This is a genomic window from Candidatus Neomarinimicrobiota bacterium, assembly GCA_022560655.1.
Classification (GTDB): Bacteria; Fidelibacterota; Marinisomatia; order SCGC-AAA003-L08; family TS1B11; genus JADFSS01.
Genome location: JADFSS010000014.1, coordinates 15,783 through 36,939, shown reverse-complemented (window position 1 = coordinate 36,939; position 21,157 = coordinate 15,783). Strand labels below are relative to the sequence as shown.

Sequence of the window (21,157 nt, the reverse complement as noted above, 5' to 3'; positions counted from 1 at the left end):
ATTGTTGTGAGGCAGGACGTAAGCCTGTTTCAGCCCAGGCCAGCCGTCGCGCCGGTCCAAGAACTCGTTTGCAAAACCGAACGCCAGTCGTGGATGTCGCTTCAGATCAGAAATCTTGCGGATGCCAAGCCGCTTTGCCACGTCCTCTTGCATGCCAATCTCGTACGAATTATCGAACCCGAGTGGTTCCGATATGCGAAGGCCTCGTTTGGCAAGCGCCTTTCGGATAGACGCCAAGTCCTTTAGCGAGTCGTCTTTCAATATGTCCTTGACGATCGTGCCCGTGTAGTCGGGATAAATGTCGATGCTGCCGTTTTCGAGATTGTCGAAAACGAAGCCCGTACCCCCCAGTTGCTCTTTGTGATCCACTTTGAACCCGGCGTGTTCAGCCGCCTGCTTGACGATTTCTCCCAAGATCACAGATTCGGTAAACGCCTTGGAAGCGACCGTGATCTTCACATCCGCCGGTTGGCCCGCCGAAAGAATTGAGAGAACGATGAAGGCGGCATTCATTGGTGCGGTCCCCGCAACGATTCGAGTGGACTTCGCTGAGCATTGATGAACCGCGATACAAACTCTTCCTTTGGCGAGCGAACCAGCTCCTCCAAAGTGCCACGCTGAACGATTTCGCCATCCTTCAAGACACAGATCAGGTCGGCAAGGTGCCCTGCCTCGCCGATATCGTGAGTGACCAGAACAACCGTCTTGTTGAGTGCCCGAAAGATTTGGCGTAGTTCCTCCTGCAGTTCAGAACGAATCAGGGGATCGAGAGCACCCATGGGCTCGTCGAGTAGCAAAACGTCGGGATCCAGAAAGAGCGCACGAATCAACGCGACGCGTTGTCGCTGACCACCTGAGATCTGGCTGGGATATCTCTCGAGCGCGTCAATCGGAAAGTGCGTTAACTCAGCGAGTTTTTGTAACCGATCGCGGATTCGGTCTTGATCCCAGCGAAGATAGCGAGCGAGCAGCGTCACGTTTCCGTTGACCGTCAGATGAGGAAACAGGCCACCGTCCTGAATCATGTAGCCCATGCGATGCCGCTGGTCGCATACGTTCTTGGCCGTCAACTCTTCGCCATTGAACAAAACCGATCCGGTGTCAGGGCGGATGAGCCCCACCATCAGTCGCAAGATTGTCGACTTTCCACAACCGCTGGGCCCAATCAGCGCCGTTGTTTTACCTCGCGGAATCGCCAAGTCAGTGGGCTGCAGAGCCTGAGTTTTTCCAAATGCCTTGCTGGTGCCGCGCAGTTCAAACATCAGATCACTTGGAATCAGCAGCCCGGCTGCTAGCCTCAGGCTTCGCCGCAAAATCTAACTTGTGACTGTTGCTCGACTCTCCGAGTCGAGTATTCACGACTCGGAGAGTCGAGCAACTGTGATTGACCACTAACCTTAGCCTCGCAAGACGAGTGAAACGTCTGACTTCTCACGCACTTCGCCAATCACGCTGGTTGCCGCTGCGCCGGCATCTTTTGCTCGCGCGACCAAGTCTTCCGCTCGATCTTCGGCAACGCTGATCAGCAGCCCGCCAGACGTCTGAGCATCGAAGGCAAACTCCAGACGCAGGGGGTCTGGTTCACCCTCGATGCGCAACATTGGCTCGGCGAAGCCGCGATTGCTGACACTGGCGCGTGTCTTGTTGCCCTGGCGGGCGAGAGCTTCGGCACCCGGCAACAGCGGCAAACGGTGCAAGTCAATAACGATAGTCACATCACTTGCCTGCGCCATTTCGCCCGCATGACCAGCCAAGCCGAATCCGGTGATGTCCGTCGAGGCGCGAGCGCCAACGGCAATCGCTGCTGCGCTGCCGGCCGCGTTCAGCGCCGCCATGCTTTCGCTCGCCGTCGCGATGACATCGTCCGGGCATTTTCCAGCTTTGAACGCGGTCGTGATAAAGCCCGTGCCAAGTGCTTTGGTCAGCACCAACACGTCGCCCGGCCGGAGGAGGCCGGGCAGGTCGCGGATGGAATGATCGCCCAAACTCTCACCCACCTCGAGCAGGCGCGCACTATCCCTCGGCGCCACGGGCCGGCCGGCGATCATCTGGCGCGGCAGATCGAAATCGAAATCAGAGACTTTCATCGCCGTTCAGAGCATCGCCAATCACGGTATCGCCGTTCAGGGCATCGCCGGCAAGTCATCGTCATGCCGGCGCCGCGACCGGCGCCCGCCATTCGGCGGCGACGTCGGCATCGGATTCGCTTGGGGCATGCTGGGCGCGCAAGCGATCGAAATCGCCAGGGTCCATGAGCCGCGTTAGCGCCCACACCGCCATGGCGCGGACCAGGGGAGAGGGGTCGGCGAGCAGGCCGGCGATCACCGGGACCATCGCGGCGTCACCGGAATTCCCCAGCGCGATCAAGACATTGCGGACGAAACGCGCCCGCCCTGTACGTTTGATCGCGGAGCCCGCGAACATCTTGCGGAACCCGGCGTCATCGAGCTTGGCGAGGTCGGCAAGTTTTGGCGCCGTCAGCTCGCTGCGCGGCTCGAAGGCGTACTCCTTGGTCCTGGAGGCGTATTTGTTCCACGGGCAGACCGCCAGGCAGTCGTCGCAGCCATAGATGCGGTTGCCCATGGGTTCCCTGAACTCCCTGGCGATATGGCCCTTATGTTCGATGGTGAGATAGGAGATGCAGCGCCTGGCGTCGAGCCGATAGGGCGCCGGAAAGGCGCCGGTCGGGCAGACGTCGAGGCATCTGTGGCATGACCCGCAATGATCGGCCTCGGCGGCGTCGGGGGGAAGCTCGAGCGTGGTGAAGATTTCGCCGAGAAACAGCCACGATCCGTGTTGGCGCGAGACCAGATTGGTGTGCTTGCCCTGCCAGCCTATCCCGGCCCGCTCGGCCAGGGGCTTCTCCATCACCGGCGCGGTGTCGACGAACACCTTGACGTCGCAGCCGTAGGTCCCGACCAGCCAGCGGCCGAGCGCCTTGAGCCGCTTCTTGGCGACCCCGTGGTAATCCCCGCCCTGGGCATAGACCGAGACGGCGCCGGTATCGGGGCGGTCCAGGGCCGCCAGGGGGTTGAGCGAGGGGCCATAGTTAAGCGCCAGGACGATGACGCTCTTGACCTCGGGCCAGAGATGCTTGGGCTGGGCCCGCGACTCGGCGCGCCGGAAAAGCCAGTCCATGTCGCCGTGAAAGCCGAGATCGAGGTAGCGGGCGAGATTCCGGCCGGCCTCGGCATCCAGCTCCGGCGGCGCGAAACCGGCGGCATCGAAGCCAAGCTGGCGCGCCATGGCGCGGATCGTCGATTTCGCTTCAGCCGATTCCATCATCACCTCTAGGCGCCTGGGCGCTCCTCTCAGGATACCCACCCTGGAACCCCCGGTGCAAGACGGCCGGATTGTGCCGCCGTTGGCGTTTCGCGCGCCCGACGGAGGCTTTGGCATTACCAGTAGTTAACAGATTTTTAGGGCGCCCGGGCCTAAGATTTTGGCGGCCAAGCCATGGAGTTGGAAAGAGTATGCCGTCGAAACAGGGTCTCAAGGGTCTCAGGGCCCGGGTTGCCGAATATTTCTACGAGGACGTGCCGATTGGTCCTGCCAAGGGGCGCAAAGGCAAGGGCGAAGGCACCGCGCCAATAGGGCCAGGCGCCCCGGCGGCCCGGGATGAGTTCAACGAGCGTGCCCGGAAACTGCTCGAGACCTTCCCCGATCCCAAGCTGACGGCCGGGAAGCTCCAGGTGCTGGGGCTCTACGGCCTGCGCAAGCATGCCGCCGCGGAGTGGGATGAAATTTCCGACGAGGTGCAGGATCTCATAGCCACGGCGATGCAGCGCCACCTCCATCCGAGCGACATCTATACCCGCTATGACGACGAAAACTTTTTCGTGCTGTTCTGCCAGCGGGACATCGGCGAGGCCGAGAAGAAGACGTCGACGATCGCCAAGGAGGCGAATTCCTTCCTCAAGCGCTATCTCGCCAAGGCACTGCCCAAGCAAAAGGCGGCGCGCGATGCCATCGACGTTCGTGGCGAGGTCGCCGAGATCGATTGCGCGAATGCGGGGTCGGGCGGGACGATCTTCGATGTCATCGCCAATGGCCTCGGCGTGAAAACCACCGAGCCGGCGGACGGCCCGGTCAACGGCGGCCAGGCGAATGGTGATCTCGTGAACGGCGAGGATGGAGGCCCCGGCCTTTCCCGGCACAACGGTCAGCAGCCTGCCAAAAGCCGCCGTGGAGCCGCCGCCGCCGGCGGCGAGGCCCGCCTCCCGAAGTCGTACGGAGGGCAGGCCGACGAACGGCGCACATACGGCGCGCCCAGGCAACGGGCGCTCCGCGGCCACACATTCAACGGATCGGCGAACGAGTTTGCCGGGGAAGCGGAAGAGCTCCCCCATGACGGCGAGGCCCAAACCGATGCCGCCTTGTCCGCCGCGCCGATCGTCTTCCAGCCGGTTTGGGGGGCGGTGCAGAGCGTCGTCTCCACCTATGCCTGCGCGCTTCCGCCCGCCCCCGGTCCCGCGCCCGCCATGAGCCAGGCCGATCGCGACCGGCTTCTGCTCGGCAATATCATCCGCGGTTTCGAGACCTACGATCACCGTAAGTCATCGGCGCTTCTCATCGCGGCGGTGGATTTCCAGACGCTGACGAGCAAAGACCCGCGCGAGAAGTTCATGGACCTGTGCCGGCGGGTGCCGTCATCCAGCAGAAAATTCATATTGTTCGAGATATGCAATCTGGCCGGATACGCGCCCTGGCCGGAAGCCAACCGGGTGTGGCAGGAACTGCAACCTTACTGTCTTTCGATCATCGTCCGCCTGCCCCTCGCCAATCCGGTCATGGACGGAATAGAGACGCCCAAGCTCTATGCCTTCTCGACCGATCTCGGTCATCTCGACGGCAAGGGGGCGGCGGGGCGCGCGGACATCGCCGCCTTCGTCGGCGCCGCCGAGGCCAAGGGTCTGAGGACCCTCGCCCACGGGGTAAACAGGGCGTCCGTCGGCAAATGGGCGCTCAGCGCCGGCGTCGCCTACATGAGCGGCGGGGCCATCGCGCCGGCGGACATTTTGCCCAAGCCGACCTACGGTTACGACCCCTTCCGTTAGGTGTTTAGTCCCGGAGTGTGGTGGTATCGATTATACTGAACGATCATCACCGGAGGCACTATGGGACAGGTACTACACGGCAGCGCCAAGACGACGCACGCGATCAGAGCGCAATACAGCGATCTCAACCCAAAGACTGTTATGACGTGGAAGAAGCGGGACTTCGTCGATGACGCTCGGTCGTTTTTTTACGTTGGCGGCATGCTGATAAACACGGACAACCGAACTGTCGATCATCTGAACGTCGCCGTCGCAGGTCTCACTAACGGCGTCCATGATCCGGTCCCAGACACCAGCCTTGCGCCACCGGTTGAGGCGGTTGTAGCAGGTCGTATAGAGGGACCATAGCGTTCCGGCAGATCGCGCCACGGTGCGCCGGAGCGCAACACCCAGAATATGCCATTCAACACCCGCCGGTGATCACCTCGCGGCGCCCCGCGCGGCTTGTTTGGAAGAAGAGGTTCGATGACCGACCATTCAAAGTCCGTCAGATCGTAGCGTCCGCTCGTGTGCAATCTGCCATGGTTTGGAAGCTTGAATCACATTACGGGCGTTCTGTGAATCCCTCTTATGAGTACATGACCTAGCTTCAGTCGAGGAGAGAGACATGGGCCAGGCGCTTACGAAGGAATACTTGAAGAACCTGCAATACGGGACCACGAAGAACCTGGAAGTACGAATCAAAATTCACCAGTTGTTCAGTACCGACCCGGAGAGCTTCCATTCTTGGGTCGGTGGACATTTGAAAATCGACATGGCAATCGATGTTCTTGAAGTTGGCTGTGGCACCGGAATTTTCTGGAAGGAAAACCTCCATCGCCTTCCACAAGGCTCACAACTGCACCTAACGGATTTTTCCGAAGCGATGGTGGAGAAATGCAGGGCGAATTTCGACCGGCCATTCGTCAAGGTTGAGATCGCAGACGTAGAGGCGTTGCCTTACCCGGATTCGAGGTTTGATTTGGTCAACGCCCATCACGTCATTTATCACGCAAGCCATAAGGAGAAAGCGTTCCGAGAAATCAAAAGAGTTCTGAAGCAGGACGGTTATGCGACGATTACAACGAACAGCGCACGTCATATGCGGGTCGTATACGACATCGGCAGGCGGCTCGACCCGAATTTCCCGACGGATCGAATCATCGACAGTTTCACCGAGGAAATTGCCGATGAAATGCTTCCGAAACACTTCTCAGGCATCGAGAAGCATGTTCAGGAAGATCTCCTGAAAGTAGATGATTTACGGTTCCTAATCGAATACGTCGCGTCTGGAGTGACACCTCGGGGCATGAAAGTTGCCGACGATTTCTATGAGCGCTATGCAGCGATCGTAAAAACGGAAATAGACGAAAAAGGTTACTTCGGTATCCCGAAGCGCTCACCACTATATATTTGTCGGGTATAACCCGACCGTCAGGAACGGGCCTGAGATATCGACCTCGGGGGGGTCGCCATCCCACACGGCATCGAGCGAGAGAGACTCGTCCGAGTCGGGATCATCTTCACTGTAGGTCCATTCATCGGACCTGCCGCCCAACCGATAGCCGGCCCCGACGACAATGTCGACCGAGCGGGTCAGGAGAGTCTCGGTGTACAGCGCCGGCGAGGCGGACAGGAGCGGGGTGCTGACCGAATGCCCCGCATCGTCCCTACGAAAGGCCACATCGAAATCGAAGGCCATTCGACCTACCAGGGAGAAGCGGGGGGTCAGTTTGGCCCGCAGGCCGACCATGGCGCCGATGTTGAAGCCCTGATCAATATGATCATAGGTGTCCCTGGCCCGGATATAGCGCACGCCGACACCAACGTCGGCGTTGCGGAGCCCGCCTATGAGGGCGCGAAAACCAAGGGACATCGGCAGGAAGCCTGGCCCGGAAAGGAACTCCAACTGGGCGATCCCAAAGACTCCCAGATTCTCAACCGCCTGATAGCCCGGTTCGACCGGCCGCCATTGACGCAGGAACACCGAGCGATTTACATCATCTGATAGTTCGCTCACGCGGGCATAGGCCACTTCGCGCCCAGGGATCGTGATGCTGCGCTCCCCCAAGAGCTGCTCACGGTCGGGCTCCTTGATGGTAAAGAGCATACCGGGGCGGACGCCGACGCTGGTGCCCAGAAGCAGAACGACCTCGTTTCCCTCCGCCGAGATCACCTGGGTGCTCAGGAGATACAAGGCCCGCAGCTCGAATCTGGCGCGCTGCCTGAACTGGGCCATGGCAGCTGCCCGGGACTTCCCCTTCGCGCCACCGGTATGGGAGGCATCGACGACGAACGAGTACAGTGACTCGCCGGTTTCAACATCAAGACTTCTGACCTCGACCGTGAGCTGCGTCTGGATATTGTGGGCATACTTGACCTCCGGGTCTTGCACCTTTTGCTCGTCCGTACGCGGAGGCTTGTCAGACGACCGGCGGAATATCCATGCCAGGACGCGGACCGCAGGGCTCACGGAATCATGAGCTTGCCGGTCATCCTTGTCATCCGCAGCTTTATCTTCCGGCGGGACCGCTTTCTGCGAAAAGTTCAGCACGGTCACCAGCAGCGCCTCACGAGCGGATGTAATCTTCCCCAGTTCGACGGCATGGGCGTCATCCAGCAGACCCAGCAGGACCAAATCCTGCTCAAGAATGATGCTCTCCAAGGTATTCCGATCCATTATAGTGAAGCGGCCAAGCCTGACGGCCAAACTCGCGATGGTGCTCGTCGCTTCCCTGTTGATGCCAAACGGATCGTAAGCGTCGCCCCGAGCGGGGAGGATCAGAAGTCTCTTCTTCTCGAGTGTGACGTGGTCGATCTCCTGCGCACGGAGGCGGGGACCCATTGACCAGAGAAGGGCAAGGGAGATGACGGCGCCAATTCTGAGTAGACTTATTCTGCTCACGCTCCAGACCTCTGGCTAACCTGAGGCCTTGGAACCAGGTAGCCCTTTGTCACGATACAACACGATACAAACGGATGCTGAAGGGAGCCTGCCGGAAGCGTACTGCGGGCTCCGAATCCATGCCCAATGGTTTACGCGCCCAGCGAACAAAGATGAACTCACGACGCGATACGATAACGGTAAGGTAAAATCATGTCGGTCGCAAGCGAAAAGATGGGATGAGGGCGTGAGGCATGAAGATCCGGCCTGTGGACGGCCGAAGCGGGCCAGGGCCCTGGCCAGAGAAAATTTCCCAGGAGTTCCCCTGGCTCTTGAATTCCCAGTTGCCGGTTCGAGACTCACTCAGGCAAAATGTCGACCTGGCCCGCCATGCCGAGGAGGCGTGCTCCAAAGCCATGTACGCTTACTTCAACGCCTTGTACGCCGTGGGGTATTTCTGCTTCGCCGCGCGGTAGGCGTTGAGGCCGGAGCGGCCCAGCCAGACGCCGCCGCCCAGCACCGCCAGGAGCAGAACCGCCAGGGCATAGCTAAGGGGTGAGGCGGGACGGTTCAGGAACAGGTAGGCCGCAAAGAAGATTGTGCCCATCAGCGGCATGAAGAACGAGCGCTCCGCCCGCTCCATAAAACTGATGAGGTCGCGGCCCACCTCCTCAGGCGGCTTGCCGGTGATTTCAGTTGCATCCCAGTCGTCGGCCATAGCGAACTCCTTATTGATGCTCTAGCCCGAGATTGTGGTCACCGTCCCTGTGCTCGCTGGGAAAGCGCTCCCCCTCGGCCGTGAGGCCCCATTTCCAGATGGGGACGCGGTCTTTGAGCCGATCGATGAAGTGAGCCAGGGCCTGCAGGGCTTCGGCGCGGTGGGCCGAGCGGATGGCAACGCGTAGGGAGGCCTCCCCCACCGGCACCAAGCCGATGCGGTGGAGGCAGAGCAGGTGGTGGATGGAAAAGCGGTGGGCGGTCTCCTGGGCGATGGACTGGAGCTCGGCCTGGGCCATGCCGTCGTAGGCCTCGTAGTCCAGGGCGGTGATGGAGCGGCCGCCCTCGGTGCCGCGGACTTGGCCGTGGAAGATGAGCTGAGCGCCGGACTGGTCCCTGGCGCCGGCGGCATCGAGCTGGGCGAGGGTCACCTCAATGGGTGGCAGGGGGCCGTCGATGATGCGGGTCTCCACCATGCTAGCCCCCCTGCACCGGCGGGATGAAGACCACCTCGTCACCGTCGTTCAGAACGGCGCCGGCGGGGACGTAGACCTGGTTCACCGCCACCCGCAGGGGCACGGGGGCCAGTTTGTCACCGGCGAGAGCGCGGATGTGCGCCTCCAGCTCGGCGGTGGTGGCCCCGGCGGGCAGTTCGACGGCGAGCCGGTCCTTGCCCAGGGCATATTTCACCAGCGAAAAGCAGAGCACCTTGACGTGGACCGTGCCGGGCATGCCGTCTAGGGCCGGCTGCTTAGCGGCTGCGCCCAGGGGAGCAGATTTAGCGTAACGGAGTCGCCGGGCGGCAGGGGTCCCGGGCCGGGTGGAGCCTCCAGGATGCAGTTGGCGCCCACGGCCGATGAGAGCATATGGGAGCCCAGCTTGTCGCTGGGTGCGGCCGTGAGCCGGGCACCATCGAGCCAGGCGGCGCCGAACATGAAGCGGTGCTTCTTTGGCTCCACGATGAAGGGCTGGGCGAGCGTTGCGGCCAGCTTGGGTGCCGGGGCCAGCCCCTGGAGTGCTTCCAACACGGGCCAGACATACTCCATGAAGCAGATGAAGGCGGAGACGGGGTTGCCGGGCAGGGCGAAAACAAGGCTTTGACCCTTGCGCCCGAACAGCAGGGGCAGGCCGGGCTTTTGGGCCACCTTCCAGAAGATTTCCTGCATGCCAACGGCGGCGAGCGCCGCGCGAACGTGATCCGCCTGCCCCATGGAAACGCCCGCGGAGGTGACCACCACCCGGCAGGCCTCCAGCGCCTCGTTTAGGAAGACCTGCAGCGCGGCCGGATCATCGCCGATGGTGCGGGAGTGGACCACCTCCGCGCCCACCTGAGCGGCCAACCGGGCGAGGACGTGGAGATTGGAATTGTAAACCTGTCCCTGCGCCAGGGGCACGCCGGGCTCAACCAGCTCGTTGCCCGTGACCAGCAGAGCCACCGTGGGCCGGGGAGCGACCTCCACCTGGGCGTAGCCGTAGGTCGCCAGCATGCCGATCTCACCGGCGGTAACGCGGGCGCCCGCGGGCACCAAGAGCTGGCCCTGCGTCACCTCCTCGCCCCGCTGACGGACGAAGTGACCGCCGTCGATAGGCGTCTTGATGTGAATCGTGTCAGCGCCGAAGCCGGCGGTGTCCTCTACCTTCACCACCGCATCGGCCCCTTGCGGCAGAGCAGCGCCGGTCATGACCTGGGCGCACTCCCCCGGCTTGATGGCCAGCTCGCCACCATCCCCCGCCGACACAACCCCCGTGACGCGCAGGGGCACGGCCTGTTCCCTGCTGGCCGTCGCCGTGTCGGCTGACCGGACAGCAAAGCCGTCCATGGCGGAGTTGGTGAAACGGGGTTGGGGCATGGTGGCCCGTATGTCCTGTGCCAAAACGCGGCCCGCAGCGGCCTGAAAACTGACCGATTCGCCCGGTTGCGGCGGGGTCAGATGCGCCTGAATCGACTCATGTGCCTGGGCCACCGAGATCATATGAGCCGACCGATGAGAAAAACGATGCCGATGAGAATGATGACACCCAGCGTTTTCCGGATGGTGTCGGGCCCCAGGCGGGTGGCACCGAGGCGCGAACCCAGATAGCCGCCGGCCACCACCGCCACGGCCAACGGCAGGATGGTGGCGGTCTCGAAAGTGCCCCGTTGGGTCCGGGAGATGACCCCGGCGAGTGAGTTGCTCCAGATGAAGATGGACCCGGCGGCGGCGGCCTCCTTTTCCGCGGCCAGGCCTAAGGCCAGGATGAGCGGCACCAGGTAGATGCCGCCGCCGATGCCCACCGTGCCGGCGATAAACCCCAGGGCGCCCCCCAGGGTCAGCGACACGGCCCAGCGCTGGCCCGGGGTGAACGTGATCGCCATAGACTGGCCGCGCCACAGGTAGATGCGCGCCGCCACCAGCACCAAACTGCCCAGCAGGAGCCAATGGAATAGCTCCCGGGAGAGGCTGAGCGCGCCACCCAGGTATGCCAGGGGCACAGAGGCCAGCAGAAAGGGGGCCACCAGACGTAACGATAGGTGGCCCCCGCGCCAGAAGTTTACCATGCCAAGGAAGCTCACCAGCAAGTTGAGTGTGAGCGAGGTGGTGGGAATCACCCGGTGGCTGAGCCCAAAGATCACCATCAACGCGGTATAGGACGAGCCGCCACCCAGACCGACGCTGGAATACATGAGCGCCACGAGGAAAAAGAGTACCGGCAGCAGCTCAACAGGCAGGGGAGGTCCCGGCAATTGAGGCGGGCGTGCCCCTAGGAATCATGGCCCCCACCCTTCATGATGTCGTAAGCGTGAAAGAGCGTGGGGACCAGCACCTGGAGGGCATCGCTGGCGGCAGTGGGGTTGCCGGGCAGGCAGACAACGATACTCTGTCCCACCGTACCGGCCACCAGCCGCGAGAGCATGGCCGCCGGGACGCGGGCGCGGCCGTAGGCGTGCAGGGCCTGCTCCACGCCGGGGAGCCGGCTCTCCAGCAGCGGCTCCAGCGCGGCGATGGTCCGGTCCCGAGGGCCGAGGCCGGTGCCGCCGGAGGTGACGAGCAGCTCGACGCCCTGGGAGAGGAGCCGCCGGGCGGTGGCGACCAGCTGGTCGGGTTCATCCGGCAGAGCGACGACCTCGACGATTTCGCAACCGGCCGCCTTGAACCCCTCGGTCAAGATTTGGCCCGAGGCGTCCTCACGCTGGCCGGCGGCGACGGAGTCGGACAAGATGACGATGCCGGTACGGGGCCGAAAGGCGGTGCCGTGTGGCTTGTTGGCCGCATGTTCGGACTGCCCGCCGCTTTTGCCCAGCAGGCGGATCTCACCGATCCGCATCTGCCGGTCGATGGCCTTACACATGTCGTAGATGGTGAGGGCGGCTGTGCTGACGGCCATGAGGGCCTCCATTTCCGGGCCGGTGGACTCCTTGGCCTTCACCACCGAGCTGAGCCGAATGCGGTCCGGGCCTAATTCGAACTCGATATCCACCCAACTGAGGGCCAAAGGATGGCAGAGGGGGATGAGCCGGGCAGTCTCCTTGGCGGCCTGAATGCCGGCCAACTTGGCCGCGGTGAGGACATTGCCCTTGGGGACCTGGCCGGAGGTGATGGCAGCCAGGGTGGCGGGCAAAAGGTGGATCGATCCCTCGGCGCGGGCCGTACGCAAGGTGCCCGGCTTGGCCGAGACATCCACCATGCGCACCTGGCCCTGCTCATCCAGATGGGAAAGCGGCGCCACATCCTTCTGACTGGTTTTGGACCCGGGAACGGCTGGTCACCCGCCGATTTGGGTCATGCTGTCGCGGCGCTGGGACTCAGGCGTATCCTTCGCCGCCCGCTGGGCCACCCAACCGTCCTTGTGCTTGTCGCGCATGGCCGAGGTGAGAATGCGGGCCAGCTGGCCATCCGTGGCGCCGGAGCGCATGAGCTCCCTGAGGCTGTACTCATCCTCGGAGTAGAGGCAGTTGCGGATGCAGCCGTCGGCGGTGAGGCGGATACGGTTGCAGCTGCCACACAAACTGCGGGTGTAAGCCGGAATGATGGCCAGTTTGCCCAGGTGACCCGGTATACGGTAGATATGCTGCTCCGTGGCGGTGCCAACGGCATGATCCAAACGGGGGTAGAGCTCAGCGAGCAGCGTCTTGATCTGCGCGGCAGACATGTGGCGGCCGGTCTTCCAGATCTGATGGGCATCGAAGGGCATGAGCTCAATAAAGCGCACCGTGATGGGCTCGTCCCTGGTAAGCAGGCCAAAGTCGCCCAGTTCCGTGTCGTTGAAGCCTTGCAGGGCCACCACGTTCAGCTTCACCGCTGGAATGCCCACAGCCAGGGCGGCTTCCAGAGCAGCCAGCACCTGTTCCACCCCCTGCCGGCGGGTAATGCGGGCAAACTTGGCCGCATCCAGGGTATCCAAACTGATATTGATACCGGTAAGTCCGGCTCGCAGCAGGGCCATCGCCCGGTCTTTGAACAGCAGGCCGTTGGTGGTGAGATTGACCGAGGTAATGCCCGGGGTACGGGCGGCGCCGCGGATGAGTTCCACCATGTCCCGCCTCAGCAGGGGCTCGCCGCCTGTGAATCGAACCTTAAAGACACCCAACGATGCGGCGACGCCCACAAGCCGTAATATCTCCTCCGTAGTGAGGAGGCGATCGCTGGGTGTGAAGTCAATGCCGGCTTCGGGCATGCAGTAGATACAGCGCAGTTGACAGCGGTCGGTGACGGCAATGCGCAGATAAGTAAAGCTGCGGCCGAAGCGGTCCAGCAGCTGGGGCGGGGTGGGCGCCGGCAGGACGCCGAGGTAGGTCTCCGCGAGGGGGGTGATGCTCACTGGCCGGCCGGCTCCAGCTGCAGCGAAGCGCCGGTGCCGCCATTATGATGCATGACGATTTCCGACATGATGCTCAGAGCGATCTCCTCGGCTGCCTTGGCCTTCAGGTCCAGGCCCGCCGGGGCATGGAAGCGGCTCAGCTCGTCTTCTGTGGCGCCCAGCTCCTGCATATTCCGAACCATGATGCCGGTCTTCTTCTTGCTGGCCACCACGGCCACATAAGGCACACCCATCTGAAGCGCCTTGTACGACATCTTGTCATCGTCCCGATGGTGGGTTCCCAACACGAAATAGTCCACCGAAAAATCGAGTTCGTCCAGTTCGAGGGGCTGGTTGATGATCTGCTCAGCATGGGGATAGCGGGCCGATTCCTCTTCGGAAGTCTGCACCATCACGCGGTAGTTGAGCAGGTTGCCCAGCTCGGCCAATACCTCCGCCACACGCCCCATCCCGCGTATCAGCAGGACCGGGGGTCTCAACTGGGGTTCCACCATAACGGCCATTTGCCCTCCACAAGGAATGCCCATCTCCATTTCGTCGCTGTCGAGGTCGATATTGATGATGCGAGGGATACCATCGCTGTAGGTCTCCCTGGCCGTAGCGGCCACGCGGTTCTCGACGCAGGCGCCACCCACCCAACCGATGATGCGCTCCCCCTGTTCATCATAGACCGCCTTGTCACCCAGCTTGCCCGATGAAGAACCCTGCACCATAATCACCGTGGCGATGGCAAAGGCCTTGTTCTCATCCCTGAGATCGGCGACAGTTCTGAACAGGTCTTTATGCAGCGGCACGCGGCTCCTCTTCCCAGCTCGCCTGTAATTTAAGGTAGTCTTCCTGCTCATCGCAGTCAAGGATCACGGCGCGCGTCGCCACCGCGACAGCCGTGGCATCGTTCGCATGCCGCTGCAGCACCGCCTTCGCGCCCCGGTCACCGGTAAGGGCGGCGATTTCCTGGAAATATTTCCCGGGAAACAGGACCGGGTTGCCCTGGACGCCGTCAAAGACCGGATAAACGATCTTCCGGCCGCCCCCAGCGGCGAAACCGGCGAGCAGTTCTTTGAGGGTGGCGACAGTCACCAGCGGCATGTCCGCCAGGGCGATGAGCACCCCGTCAGCATCCTTCGGAAGGGCCGCCAAGCCTACTTTGATGGAGCTGGACATGCCGGTCTGCCAGCGGGGGTTGTGGGCGAACCGGACGTTCACACCCTGCAACGCCGCGCGCAATGCGGTGGGGTCAAATCCGGTTATGACGATGGTTGGCTTGCACCCGGCGTTGAGCACAGCCCCGCACACGGTGGCGATCATGGGCAGGCCCTCGATGGGCAGCAACAGCTTGTTGGCGCCGCGCATGCGTGACGAGCCACCGGCAGCCAGGACCAGGGCGCTCACTTTCACGCTGCCCATGCCCTCATTGTGGCCAGCTTACCCGGGCGACGGTCCAGTGTCCGACCCAGATCGAACAGACTCTGGAGGTTGTGCACCGGCAGGAAATCGTCCACGTGGGGCAACACCGTCTGAATGCCCTGGGTGAGGGGCTGGTAGCCATCGTAGCCGAGGTTGGGATTCAGCCAGATCAGCCGGTGGCAGCTGCGGTGCAGTCGGGCCACCTCCTGCTCCAGCAGCTGCGGGTCGCCGGTATCCCAGCCGTCGCTGAAGATGAGCACCACTGCGCCCCCACCGAGGGTACGCCGGGCCCAGTGCAGATTGAAAGCCCGCAAGGCCTCGCCGATACGGGTGCCGCCGGCCCAGTCGCGCACTTCCTGGCCCAACCGCCCGATGGCTGCGTTGGTGTCACGGCGCTTGAGGTAGCGGGTGACGCGGGTGAGGCGCGTGCCGAAAGTGAAGGTTTCCACCCGGTGGTGCTGGGTGGTCAGGCTATGTATAAAGTGCAGCAACATGCGGGTGGAGCGCTCCATGGAACCGCTGATGTCGCAAAGCACAACTATGGGGCGTGGCTTGCGCTTGCGTTCCGTCCAGGCCAGCCGCAAAAGGTCGGGGGAACGCACGACGCTCTTCCGCAGGGTGTTTCTCAGGCTGAGGCGGTGGCGCTGGTGGCCGGGAGTCTGTCGGCGCGTCAGGCGCAAGCCCAGGCTCCAGGGGTTGGCTGCCAGCCATTGCCGGGCCTGGAGCAGTTCCTCGCGCGTGTAGTCCTCAAAGTTTTTTGACCTCAGCACTTCGGTGGGGCTGTAGAGCGGCGACCCATCGGATTCCTCGGATTCGTGCTCAGGCCGGACACTTTCCGCGCGCCCCTGGCCGGGATGGGTGGAACGGGAGAGTCGCCAGTGCCGGAGGTCAGCGCTGGCAGGGGGCCGGCCGCGCGCCTCCGCCAGCAGCTGCAGGCGCTCCGCCGCCTGAGCCCAGGCGGCCGGCTGTTGCCAGAAGAGCTCGAAGGCCCAGTTGAAAAAGGGGATGGCGTCACGGCGGATAACCAAGGTGTTTTGCAACGCCTGCTTGAAGTCAACCCGGCGCTCGATGCCCACCAGGCTGACGGCGCTGATTGCGTTCACGATGTCACCGGAACCAACCGTAAGGCCGCCCTGACGGAGGAAGCGGCAGAAAGCTGTGAGGCTGGCGGGCAGATCAGCCCGGGACAGGTTGATGGAGTGGGCCGCGGCCATCTGCTAGGCGGGTGGCAGCCCGGTCTCAGCGGCCAGGGCCTGCTCCACCAGGCGACTGGCCAAATCGCCTTTGATCTTATCCACATCGTCCTGGTATTTCAGCAGTGTGCCCAGGGTGTCTTCCACCCGGCCGGCAGTGATATCGACGGTTGCCAGCGCCATGAGGGCCGCAGCCCAATCGAGGGTCTCCGCCACGCCGGGGTGTTTGTAGAGGTCCTGCTCGCGGAGCGCCTGCACAAACGTAACCACCTGCTGCCCCAGCGACGCGGCCATAGCCGGTAACTTGCGCCGCACGATCTCCAGCTCGCGCTCAGCGGAAGGGTAATCGATCCAGTGGTAGAGACAGCGCCGTTTGAGGGCGTCGTGAACTTCGCGGGTGCGGTTGGAGGTAACCACCACAATGGGCTTGACCTTCGCGCGCAGGGTACCGATCTCAGGGATGGTCACCTGATAATCGGAGAGTATTTCCAACAGGTAGGCCTCGAACTCCTCGTCGGCGCGATCGATTTCATCGATCAGCAAGACCGGCGGCGCGGCATCATCGTGGTCCACCGCCTGAAGCAGGGGGCGACGGATCAGAAAATCCTGACTGAATATGTCCCGGGCCATTTGATCCCGGTCCTGCTCACCCGCAGCCTCCCGCAGGCGAATTTCGATCATCTGGCGGGCATAGTTCCACTCGTAAACGGCGTTGTGGACATCCAGTCCCTCATAGCACTGCAGGCGAATGAGTTTGGCCGGCAGCATCTCCGCCAGCACCTTGGCCACCTCGGTCTTACCCACCCCGGCCTCCCCTTCCAGGAAGAGGGGCTGCTCCAATTTCAGGGACAGGAAGACGGCGGTGGCCAGCGCGCGGTCAGCGAAATAATGGTGCGCCGCCAGGGCCTCCCGGGTGGCTTCAATTGAGTCAGGCAGCATCACGGCAAGCTGCGGCCCCTCGGGCGGGGAGGCCGCACCGCGGGAGCGACCAGACCCGTGGCCAGTACGCCGTCCAGCGCGCTGCCATTACGGACGTAGTAAACAAGACCCATTTGCAAAAATACCTTGACTTTCACCTCGCTTGTGCGCCAAGATTCGGGGCGTAAATTAACGAAAATCTCGCCTCGGGGGGAAACCGGCGTTGAATTTGTACAAAATGACGCGGCAGCGACTGCGACATGTCTGTCTGCTGCAACCATATCCATCGCGCCCTGTTCTTAAGCACCTCCCCCGACCATCCCTTGCCCTCACCTTAAACGCCCCTTCTTTTCCAACTAAGCTATTCCATCGCGGGCATAGCCTAGCGTTCCCACGGAGGTAGTAATATGATACCTGGATCATTTGATTACTACGCCCCCAGCACCCTTGACGAGGCCGTCGCGCTGCTCGTCAAATTCGGAGACGACGCCAAGGTCCTGGCCGGCGGACAAAGTCTGATTCCCATGATGAAGTTGCGCCTGGCGGAGCCACCGCAGCTGATCGATATCAACGGTATTGGGGATCTAAGCTATATCAAGGAGGAAGACGGCTGGCTGGCCATCGGGGCCATGACCCGGGAGGTCGACCTGGATGAGTCCGAGTTGATCAAGTCGCGTTATCCCATCCTGCACGAAACGTCCCGCGTTATTGCCGACCCGTTGGTGCGGAACCTGGCAACCGTGGGGGGGAATCTGGCCCACGGCGACCCGGCCAATGACCACCCGGCGACCATGCTGGCTTTGCGGGCGGAACTCGATGTTCAGGGGCCGTCCGGCAGCCGTACCATCGCCATCGACGATTTCTTCGTGGGGCCGCTCACCACCGCACTGGCGCCCAACGAGATCTTGACTGCCGTGCGAGTACCTATACCGTTGGAACGGAGCGGCGCCAGCTACCTGAAACTTGAGCGCAAGGTAGGCGATTTCGCCATTGCCGGCGTGGCCGCAGCGGTTGTGCTCAATGCTGACGGCACATGCGCTCAGGTAGGCATCGGTCTGACCAACGCGGCTGCCACCCCACTGCGGGCCGAGAAGGCCGAAAATTCACTGCTGGGCAGGCCGCTGAGCGACGACAGCATGGGCGCCGCCGCTGACCTGGCAGCCGCAGAGTCGCAACCAACCAGCGACCACCGCGGCTCGATTGAATACAAGCGGGCCATGGTGCGGGAATTCACGGTGCGGGCATTGCAAAGAGCAAAAAAACGGGCACAAGGAGGGCACTAGGATGGCTACCCAAGAGATCAGCATTACCGTCAACGGTACCACCCACACCTCCGAGGTGGAGCCCCGGCTGCTGCTGGTGCATTTCATCAGGGAGAATTTGGGACTCACCGGGACCCACATTGGCTGCGACACCACCCATTGCGGAGCGTGCACGGTGATGCTTGACGGCACGGCCGTGAAATCGTGCACGGTCTTCAGCGTGCAGGCCAACGGCAAGGAGATCACCACCATCGAGGGCATGACCAAGAATGGCGAATTACACCCGCTGCAGGCCGGATTCATGGAGAAGCACGGCCTCCAATGTGGCTTCTGCACACCGGGGATGATCATGTCCAGCCACGCCCTGCTGCAAAAGAACCCGCACCCATCGGAAGAGGAAATTCGCTGGGGTATCTCGGGCAACCTGTGTCGCTGCACCGGGTATGTGAACATCGTCAAGGCGGTTCAGTACGCCGCCGACAACCTGTAGGCCGCGCCGGGGGCGCCTGATTTAGGAGCAATATCATGAGTGAATTACGGACATCGGCGGAGATCGGGGGCATGGGACACTCGGTGAAGCGCAAGGAAGACCCCCGCTTCATTCGCGGCAAGGGCACCTACGTGGACGATATTATCCGCCCCGGGATGCTGTATATGGACATCGTGCGCAGCCCCTACGCCCACGCCAAGATCAAGAGTATCAATTCCGAAAAGGCGCTGGCCCATCCAGGCGTGGCGGCGGTTATCACCGGCGAGACGCTGAAGGAATACAACCTGCACTGGATGCCGACCCTCATGTCGGACACCCAGATGGTGCTCCCGACGGACGAAGTCATGTACCAGGCCCAGGAAGTGGCGGCGGTCATTGCTACATCGCGCTACGCCGCGGCCGATGGAGTGGAACTGGTGGAGGTGGACTACGAGCCGCTGCCGGTGCTCGTCGATCCCTTCAAGGCGCTGGAACCAGGGGCCCCCGTTCTGCGTCATGATAAAGAAGGGCAGAAGGACAACCTCATCTGGCACTGGGAGGCGGGAGACCGCGACGCCACTGCCAAGGCCTTCGAGTCGGCCGATGTCACCATCAAACAGGACATCTACATACCGCGCATCACCGTGGCCTCCATCGAGACCTGCGGCATCGTGGCCGAGTTCGACAGCGTCGAGGGCCAGCTCACCTGTTGGATGACATCGCAGGCACCCCATGCCCACCGCACGGTGTTTGCGATGGTGGCTGGCCATGTGGGACTCAGCGAAGAAAAAATCCGCATTATCTCCCCCGACTTGGGCGGGGGCTTCGGCGGGAAGGTGCCCATCTATCCGGGCTACGTCATCGCCATAGCGGCAACCGTGGTAACCGGTGCGCCCATCAAGTGGATCGAAGACCGGCGGGAGAACATGCAGGCCGATTCCTTCGGCCGGGACTATCACATGACCGCCGAGCTCGCCGCCGACAAGGACGGCACCATGAAGGCGCTGCGCATCAAGACCATCGCGGACCACGGCTACACCGATGCCGCCACGCAGCCGTCCAAGTGGCCGGCGGGGCTGTTCTCCATCTGCACGGGCTCGTACCCCTTCGAAAACGCATTTGTGGAGGTGGACGGCGTCTATACCAACAAGCCGCCGGGGGGCATCGCCTACCGCTGTTCCTTCCGAGTGACCGAAGCGGTACACGCCATCGAGCGCCTGGTGGATATCCTGGCGGATGAGATTGACATGGACCCCGCGGAACTGCGCCTGAAGAACTTCATCCCCAAGGAGGCCTTTCCCTACAAGAGCGTTCTGGGGTGGGAGTACGACAGTGGCGATTATGCCGGCGCCCTGAATCTGGCCATGAAACGGATCGGCTACGCCGACCTGCTCAAGGAGCAAAAGGAGAAGCGCGCCAAGGGCGAACTCATGGGCATCGGCATCTCCAGCTTCACTGAGGTCGTGGGGGCCGGTAACTCGCGGGACTTCGATATTCTGGGGCTGAAGATGTTCGACAGCGCCGAGATCCGGGTCCACCCCACCGGCAAGGTCATCTGCCGCATCGGTGTCCAGACCCAGGGTCAGGGTCATGAGACCACCTTCGGCCAGATCGTCGCTGAAGAGCTGGGCATTCCCATCGCCGACATAAAGGTGGAGCACGGCGACACCGACACGGCCCCCTACGGGTTGGGCACTTACGCCAGCCGAAGCACACCGGTGGCAGGGGCCGCAACGGCCGTGGCCAGCCGGAAGATCCGGGACAAGGCCAGGAAGATTGCCGCCTACCTGCTGGAGGTGGGCGAGGACGATCTTGAGTGGGAACCGGGTAAGTTTTTCGTCAAGGGCGTGCCGGACAAGTTCAAGACGATCCAGGACGTGGCCTTTGCCGCCTACACCAACTTCCCTGAAGGCATGGAGGCCGGCCTGGAGGCGGTGTCCTATTACGATCCGCCGAATATGACTTACCCGTTCGGCAGTTATATCTGCGTGGTGGATGTGGATGGTAAGACCGGTGAAGTCAAGGTGCGGCGCTTCATGGCCGTGGACGACTGCGGGAACATCATCAATCCCATGATCGTGGAAGGCCAAATCCACGGTGGCCTCACCATGGGGCTGGCTCCGGCGCTCTTCGAGGAGATCTCCTACGACGAGGAGGGGAATATACGGGGCGGCAGTTTTATGGATTACCTGATGCCCACGGCCATGGAGACGCCCAAATGGGAAACCGATAAGACGACCACCCCATCACCCCATCATCCGCTGGGCGCCAAGGGGGTGGGCGAGTCGGCCACCGTGGGCGCCCCTGCTGCAATCGTCAATGCCGTGGTGGATGCCCTGTCCCACCTGGGGGTTCGCCACCTGGAAATTCCCATGACGCCGGAGCGGGTCTGGCAGGCCATCCGTAGCGCCACCCAAGCGGGGAACGGCTCCTAGCGCCCGCCTGCAGGCGGACTGAGCAACCTATGCAGG

At 62.4% G+C, this 21,157-nt stretch carries 21 protein-coding genes and 1 pseudogene; 5 read left to right on the top strand and 17 right to left on the bottom strand.

Annotation, left to right across the window (positions count from 1 at the left end; all coding sequences use genetic code 11):
- From IH971_03890 to queG, 4 genes are all read right to left on the bottom strand, one after another.
- On the bottom strand, positions 1 to 513 hold a 513-nt coding region (locus IH971_03890; protein MCH7496975.1), incomplete at its 3' end, for an amino acid ABC transporter permease.
- Positions 510 to 1,262: an ATP-binding cassette domain-containing protein gene (locus IH971_03885; GenBank protein ID MCH7496974.1), complete on the bottom strand. Its 753-nt coding sequence runs from the start codon at positions 1,260 to 1,262 to the stop codon at positions 510 to 512. The genes IH971_03890 and IH971_03885, both read right to left, overlap by 4 nt.
- Before the next feature lie 135 nt (positions 1,263 to 1,397).
- Positions 1,398 to 2,087 carry a selenide, water dikinase SelD gene (gene selD / locus IH971_03880; protein ID MCH7496973.1) on the bottom strand — a complete coding sequence of 230 codons (690 nt, stop codon included), beginning with the start codon at positions 2,085 to 2,087 and terminating at the stop codon, positions 1,398 to 1,400.
- Between the two features lie 61 nt (positions 2,088 to 2,148).
- Positions 2,149 to 3,282, bottom strand: coding sequence for a tRNA epoxyqueuosine(34) reductase QueG (gene queG / locus IH971_03875; GenBank protein ID MCH7496972.1), 1,134 nt, complete (start codon positions 3,280 to 3,282; stop codon positions 2,149 to 2,151).
- 191 nt (positions 3,283 to 3,473) lie between these two features.
- Between queG and IH971_03870 the strand changes: the two genes are divergently transcribed.
- Positions 3,474 to 5,057, top strand: a complete 1,584-nt coding sequence (locus IH971_03870; GenBank protein ID MCH7496971.1) for a hypothetical protein — start codon at positions 3,474 to 3,476, stop codon at positions 5,055 to 5,057.
- A 183-nt stretch (positions 5,058 to 5,240) separates the two neighbouring features.
- Here IH971_03870 and IH971_03865 read toward each other — a convergent pair.
- Positions 5,241 to 5,572 (bottom strand): annotated as a pseudogene (locus IH971_03865) (IS5 family transposase).
- A gap of 92 nt (positions 5,573 to 5,664) precedes the next feature.
- On the opposite strand from IH971_03865, the gene IH971_03860 reads away from it, so the two are divergent.
- Entirely contained in the window at positions 5,665 to 6,462 is a 798-nt protein-coding gene (locus IH971_03860; protein MCH7496970.1) for a class I SAM-dependent methyltransferase, read from the top strand.
- Here the strand turns inward: IH971_03860 and IH971_03855 are convergent.
- From IH971_03855 to IH971_03800, 12 genes are all read right to left on the bottom strand, one after another.
- Positions 6,442 to 7,941, bottom strand: a complete 1,500-nt coding sequence (locus IH971_03855; protein ID MCH7496969.1) for a hypothetical protein — start codon at positions 7,939 to 7,941, stop codon at positions 6,442 to 6,444. The genes IH971_03860 and IH971_03855 overlap by 21 nt on opposite strands.
- A 403-nt stretch (positions 7,942 to 8,344) precedes the next feature.
- A complete protein-coding gene (locus IH971_03850; protein ID MCH7496968.1) occupies positions 8,345 to 8,638 on the bottom strand; it encodes a hypothetical protein in 294 nt (97 codons plus the stop codon).
- A gap of 10 nt (positions 8,639 to 8,648) precedes the next feature.
- Positions 8,649 to 9,113: a molybdenum cofactor biosynthesis protein MoaE gene (locus IH971_03845; protein MCH7496967.1), complete on the bottom strand. Its 465-nt coding sequence runs from the start codon at positions 9,111 to 9,113 to the stop codon at positions 8,649 to 8,651.
- Between the two features lies 1 nt (position 9,114).
- A complete protein-coding gene (locus IH971_03840; GenBank protein MCH7496966.1) occupies positions 9,115 to 9,369 on the bottom strand; it encodes a MoaD/ThiS family protein in 255 nt (84 codons plus the stop codon).
- A gap of 5 nt (positions 9,370 to 9,374) precedes the next feature.
- Positions 9,375 to 10,601: a molybdopterin molybdotransferase MoeA gene (locus tag IH971_03835; protein MCH7496965.1), complete on the bottom strand. Its 1,227-nt coding sequence runs from the start codon at positions 10,599 to 10,601 to the stop codon at positions 9,375 to 9,377.
- Positions 10,602 to 10,606: 5 nt separating this feature from the next.
- Entirely contained in the window at positions 10,607 to 11,362 is a 756-nt protein-coding gene (locus tag IH971_03830; protein MCH7496964.1) for a sulfite exporter TauE/SafE family protein, read from the bottom strand.
- 17 nt (positions 11,363 to 11,379) lie between these two features.
- Positions 11,380 to 12,345 carry a bifunctional molybdenum cofactor biosynthesis protein MoaC/MoaB gene (locus IH971_03825; GenBank protein MCH7496963.1) on the bottom strand — a complete coding sequence of 322 codons (966 nt, stop codon included), beginning with the start codon at positions 12,343 to 12,345 and terminating at the stop codon, positions 11,380 to 11,382.
- 36 nt (positions 12,346 to 12,381) lie between these two features.
- Positions 12,382 to 13,437 (bottom strand): GTP 3',8-cyclase MoaA, encoded by a 1,056-nt coding sequence (gene moaA, locus IH971_03820; protein ID MCH7496962.1) that lies wholly within the window; start codon positions 13,435 to 13,437, stop codon positions 12,382 to 12,384.
- Positions 13,434 to 14,231 (bottom strand): XdhC family protein, encoded by a 798-nt coding sequence (locus IH971_03815; protein ID MCH7496961.1) that lies wholly within the window; start codon positions 14,229 to 14,231, stop codon positions 13,434 to 13,436. Before IH971_03815 ends, moaA begins: the two co-directional genes overlap by 4 nt.
- A complete protein-coding gene (locus tag IH971_03810; GenBank protein ID MCH7496960.1) occupies positions 14,218 to 14,844 on the bottom strand; it encodes a nucleotidyltransferase family protein in 627 nt (208 codons plus the stop codon). Before IH971_03810 ends, IH971_03815 begins: the two co-directional genes overlap by 14 nt.
- Entirely contained in the window at positions 14,832 to 16,058 is a 1,227-nt protein-coding gene (locus IH971_03805; protein ID MCH7496959.1) for a VWA domain-containing protein, read from the bottom strand. Before IH971_03805 ends, IH971_03810 begins: the two co-directional genes overlap by 13 nt.
- Positions 16,059 to 16,061: 3 nt before the next feature.
- Positions 16,062 to 16,976, bottom strand: coding sequence for a MoxR family ATPase (locus IH971_03800; GenBank protein ID MCH7496958.1), 915 nt, complete (start codon positions 16,974 to 16,976; stop codon positions 16,062 to 16,064).
- 386 nt (positions 16,977 to 17,362) lie between these two features.
- Between IH971_03800 and IH971_03795 the strand changes: the two genes are divergently transcribed.
- The 3 genes from IH971_03795 to IH971_03785 are packed head-to-tail and all read left to right on the top strand — an operon-like array spanning position 17,363 to position 21,121.
- Positions 17,363 to 18,238: a xanthine dehydrogenase family protein subunit M gene (locus IH971_03795; GenBank protein MCH7496957.1), complete on the top strand. Its 876-nt coding sequence runs from the start codon at positions 17,363 to 17,365 to the stop codon at positions 18,236 to 18,238.
- 1 nt (position 18,239) lies between these two features.
- The gene (locus tag IH971_03790) at positions 18,240 to 18,707 is read left to right on the top strand and encodes a (2Fe-2S)-binding protein (protein ID MCH7496956.1); all 468 of its coding nucleotides are present in this window, start codon (positions 18,240 to 18,242) and stop codon (positions 18,705 to 18,707) included.
- Positions 18,708 to 18,742: 35 nt separating this feature from the next.
- Complete coding sequence (locus tag IH971_03785) at positions 18,743 to 21,121, top strand: carbon-monoxide dehydrogenase large subunit (protein MCH7496955.1); 2,379 nt, start codon at positions 18,743 to 18,745, stop codon at positions 21,119 to 21,121.
- The last annotated feature ends 36 nt before the right edge of the window (positions 21,122 to 21,157 follow it).

Coding starts and splice junctions, on each gene's coding strand:
- IH971_03840 (MCH7496966.1), bottom strand. CDS start 9,369: ATGCCCGGCACGGTCCACGTCAAGGTGCTCTGCTTTTCGCTGGTGAAA.
- IH971_03860 (MCH7496970.1), top strand. CDS start 5,665: ATGGGCCAGGCGCTTACGAAGGAATACTTGAAGAACCTGCAATACGGG.
- IH971_03785 (MCH7496955.1), top strand. CDS start 18,743: ATGAGTGAATTACGGACATCGGCGGAGATCGGGGGCATGGGACACTCG.
- IH971_03885 (MCH7496974.1), bottom strand. CDS start 1,262: ATGTTTGAACTGCGCGGCACCAGCAAGGCATTTGGAAAAACTCAGGCT.
- IH971_03810 (MCH7496960.1), bottom strand. CDS start 14,844: ATGGGCAGCGTGAAAGTGAGCGCCCTGGTCCTGGCTGCCGGTGGCTCG.
- queG (MCH7496972.1), bottom strand. CDS start 3,282: ATGGAATCGGCTGAAGCGAAATCGACGATCCGCGCCATGGCGCGCCAG.
- IH971_03805 (MCH7496959.1), bottom strand. CDS start 16,058: ATGGCCGCGGCCCACTCCATCAACCTGTCCCGGGCTGATCTGCCCGCC.
- IH971_03850 (MCH7496968.1), bottom strand. CDS start 8,638: ATGGCCGACGACTGGGATGCAACTGAAATCACCGGCAAGCCGCCTGAG.
- selD (MCH7496973.1), bottom strand. CDS start 2,087: ATGAAAGTCTCTGATTTCGATTTCGATCTGCCGCGCCAGATGATCGCC.
- IH971_03790 (MCH7496956.1), top strand. CDS start 18,240: ATGGCTACCCAAGAGATCAGCATTACCGTCAACGGTACCACCCACACC.
- IH971_03845 (MCH7496967.1), bottom strand. CDS start 9,113: ATGGTGGAGACCCGCATCATCGACGGCCCCCTGCCACCCATTGAGGTG.
- IH971_03795 (MCH7496957.1), top strand. CDS start 17,363: ATGATACCTGGATCATTTGATTACTACGCCCCCAGCACCCTTGACGAG.
- IH971_03800 (MCH7496958.1), bottom strand. CDS start 16,976: ATGCTGCCTGACTCAATTGAAGCCACCCGGGAGGCCCTGGCGGCGCAC.
- IH971_03870 (MCH7496971.1), top strand. CDS start 3,474: ATGCCGTCGAAACAGGGTCTCAAGGGTCTCAGGGCCCGGGTTGCCGAA.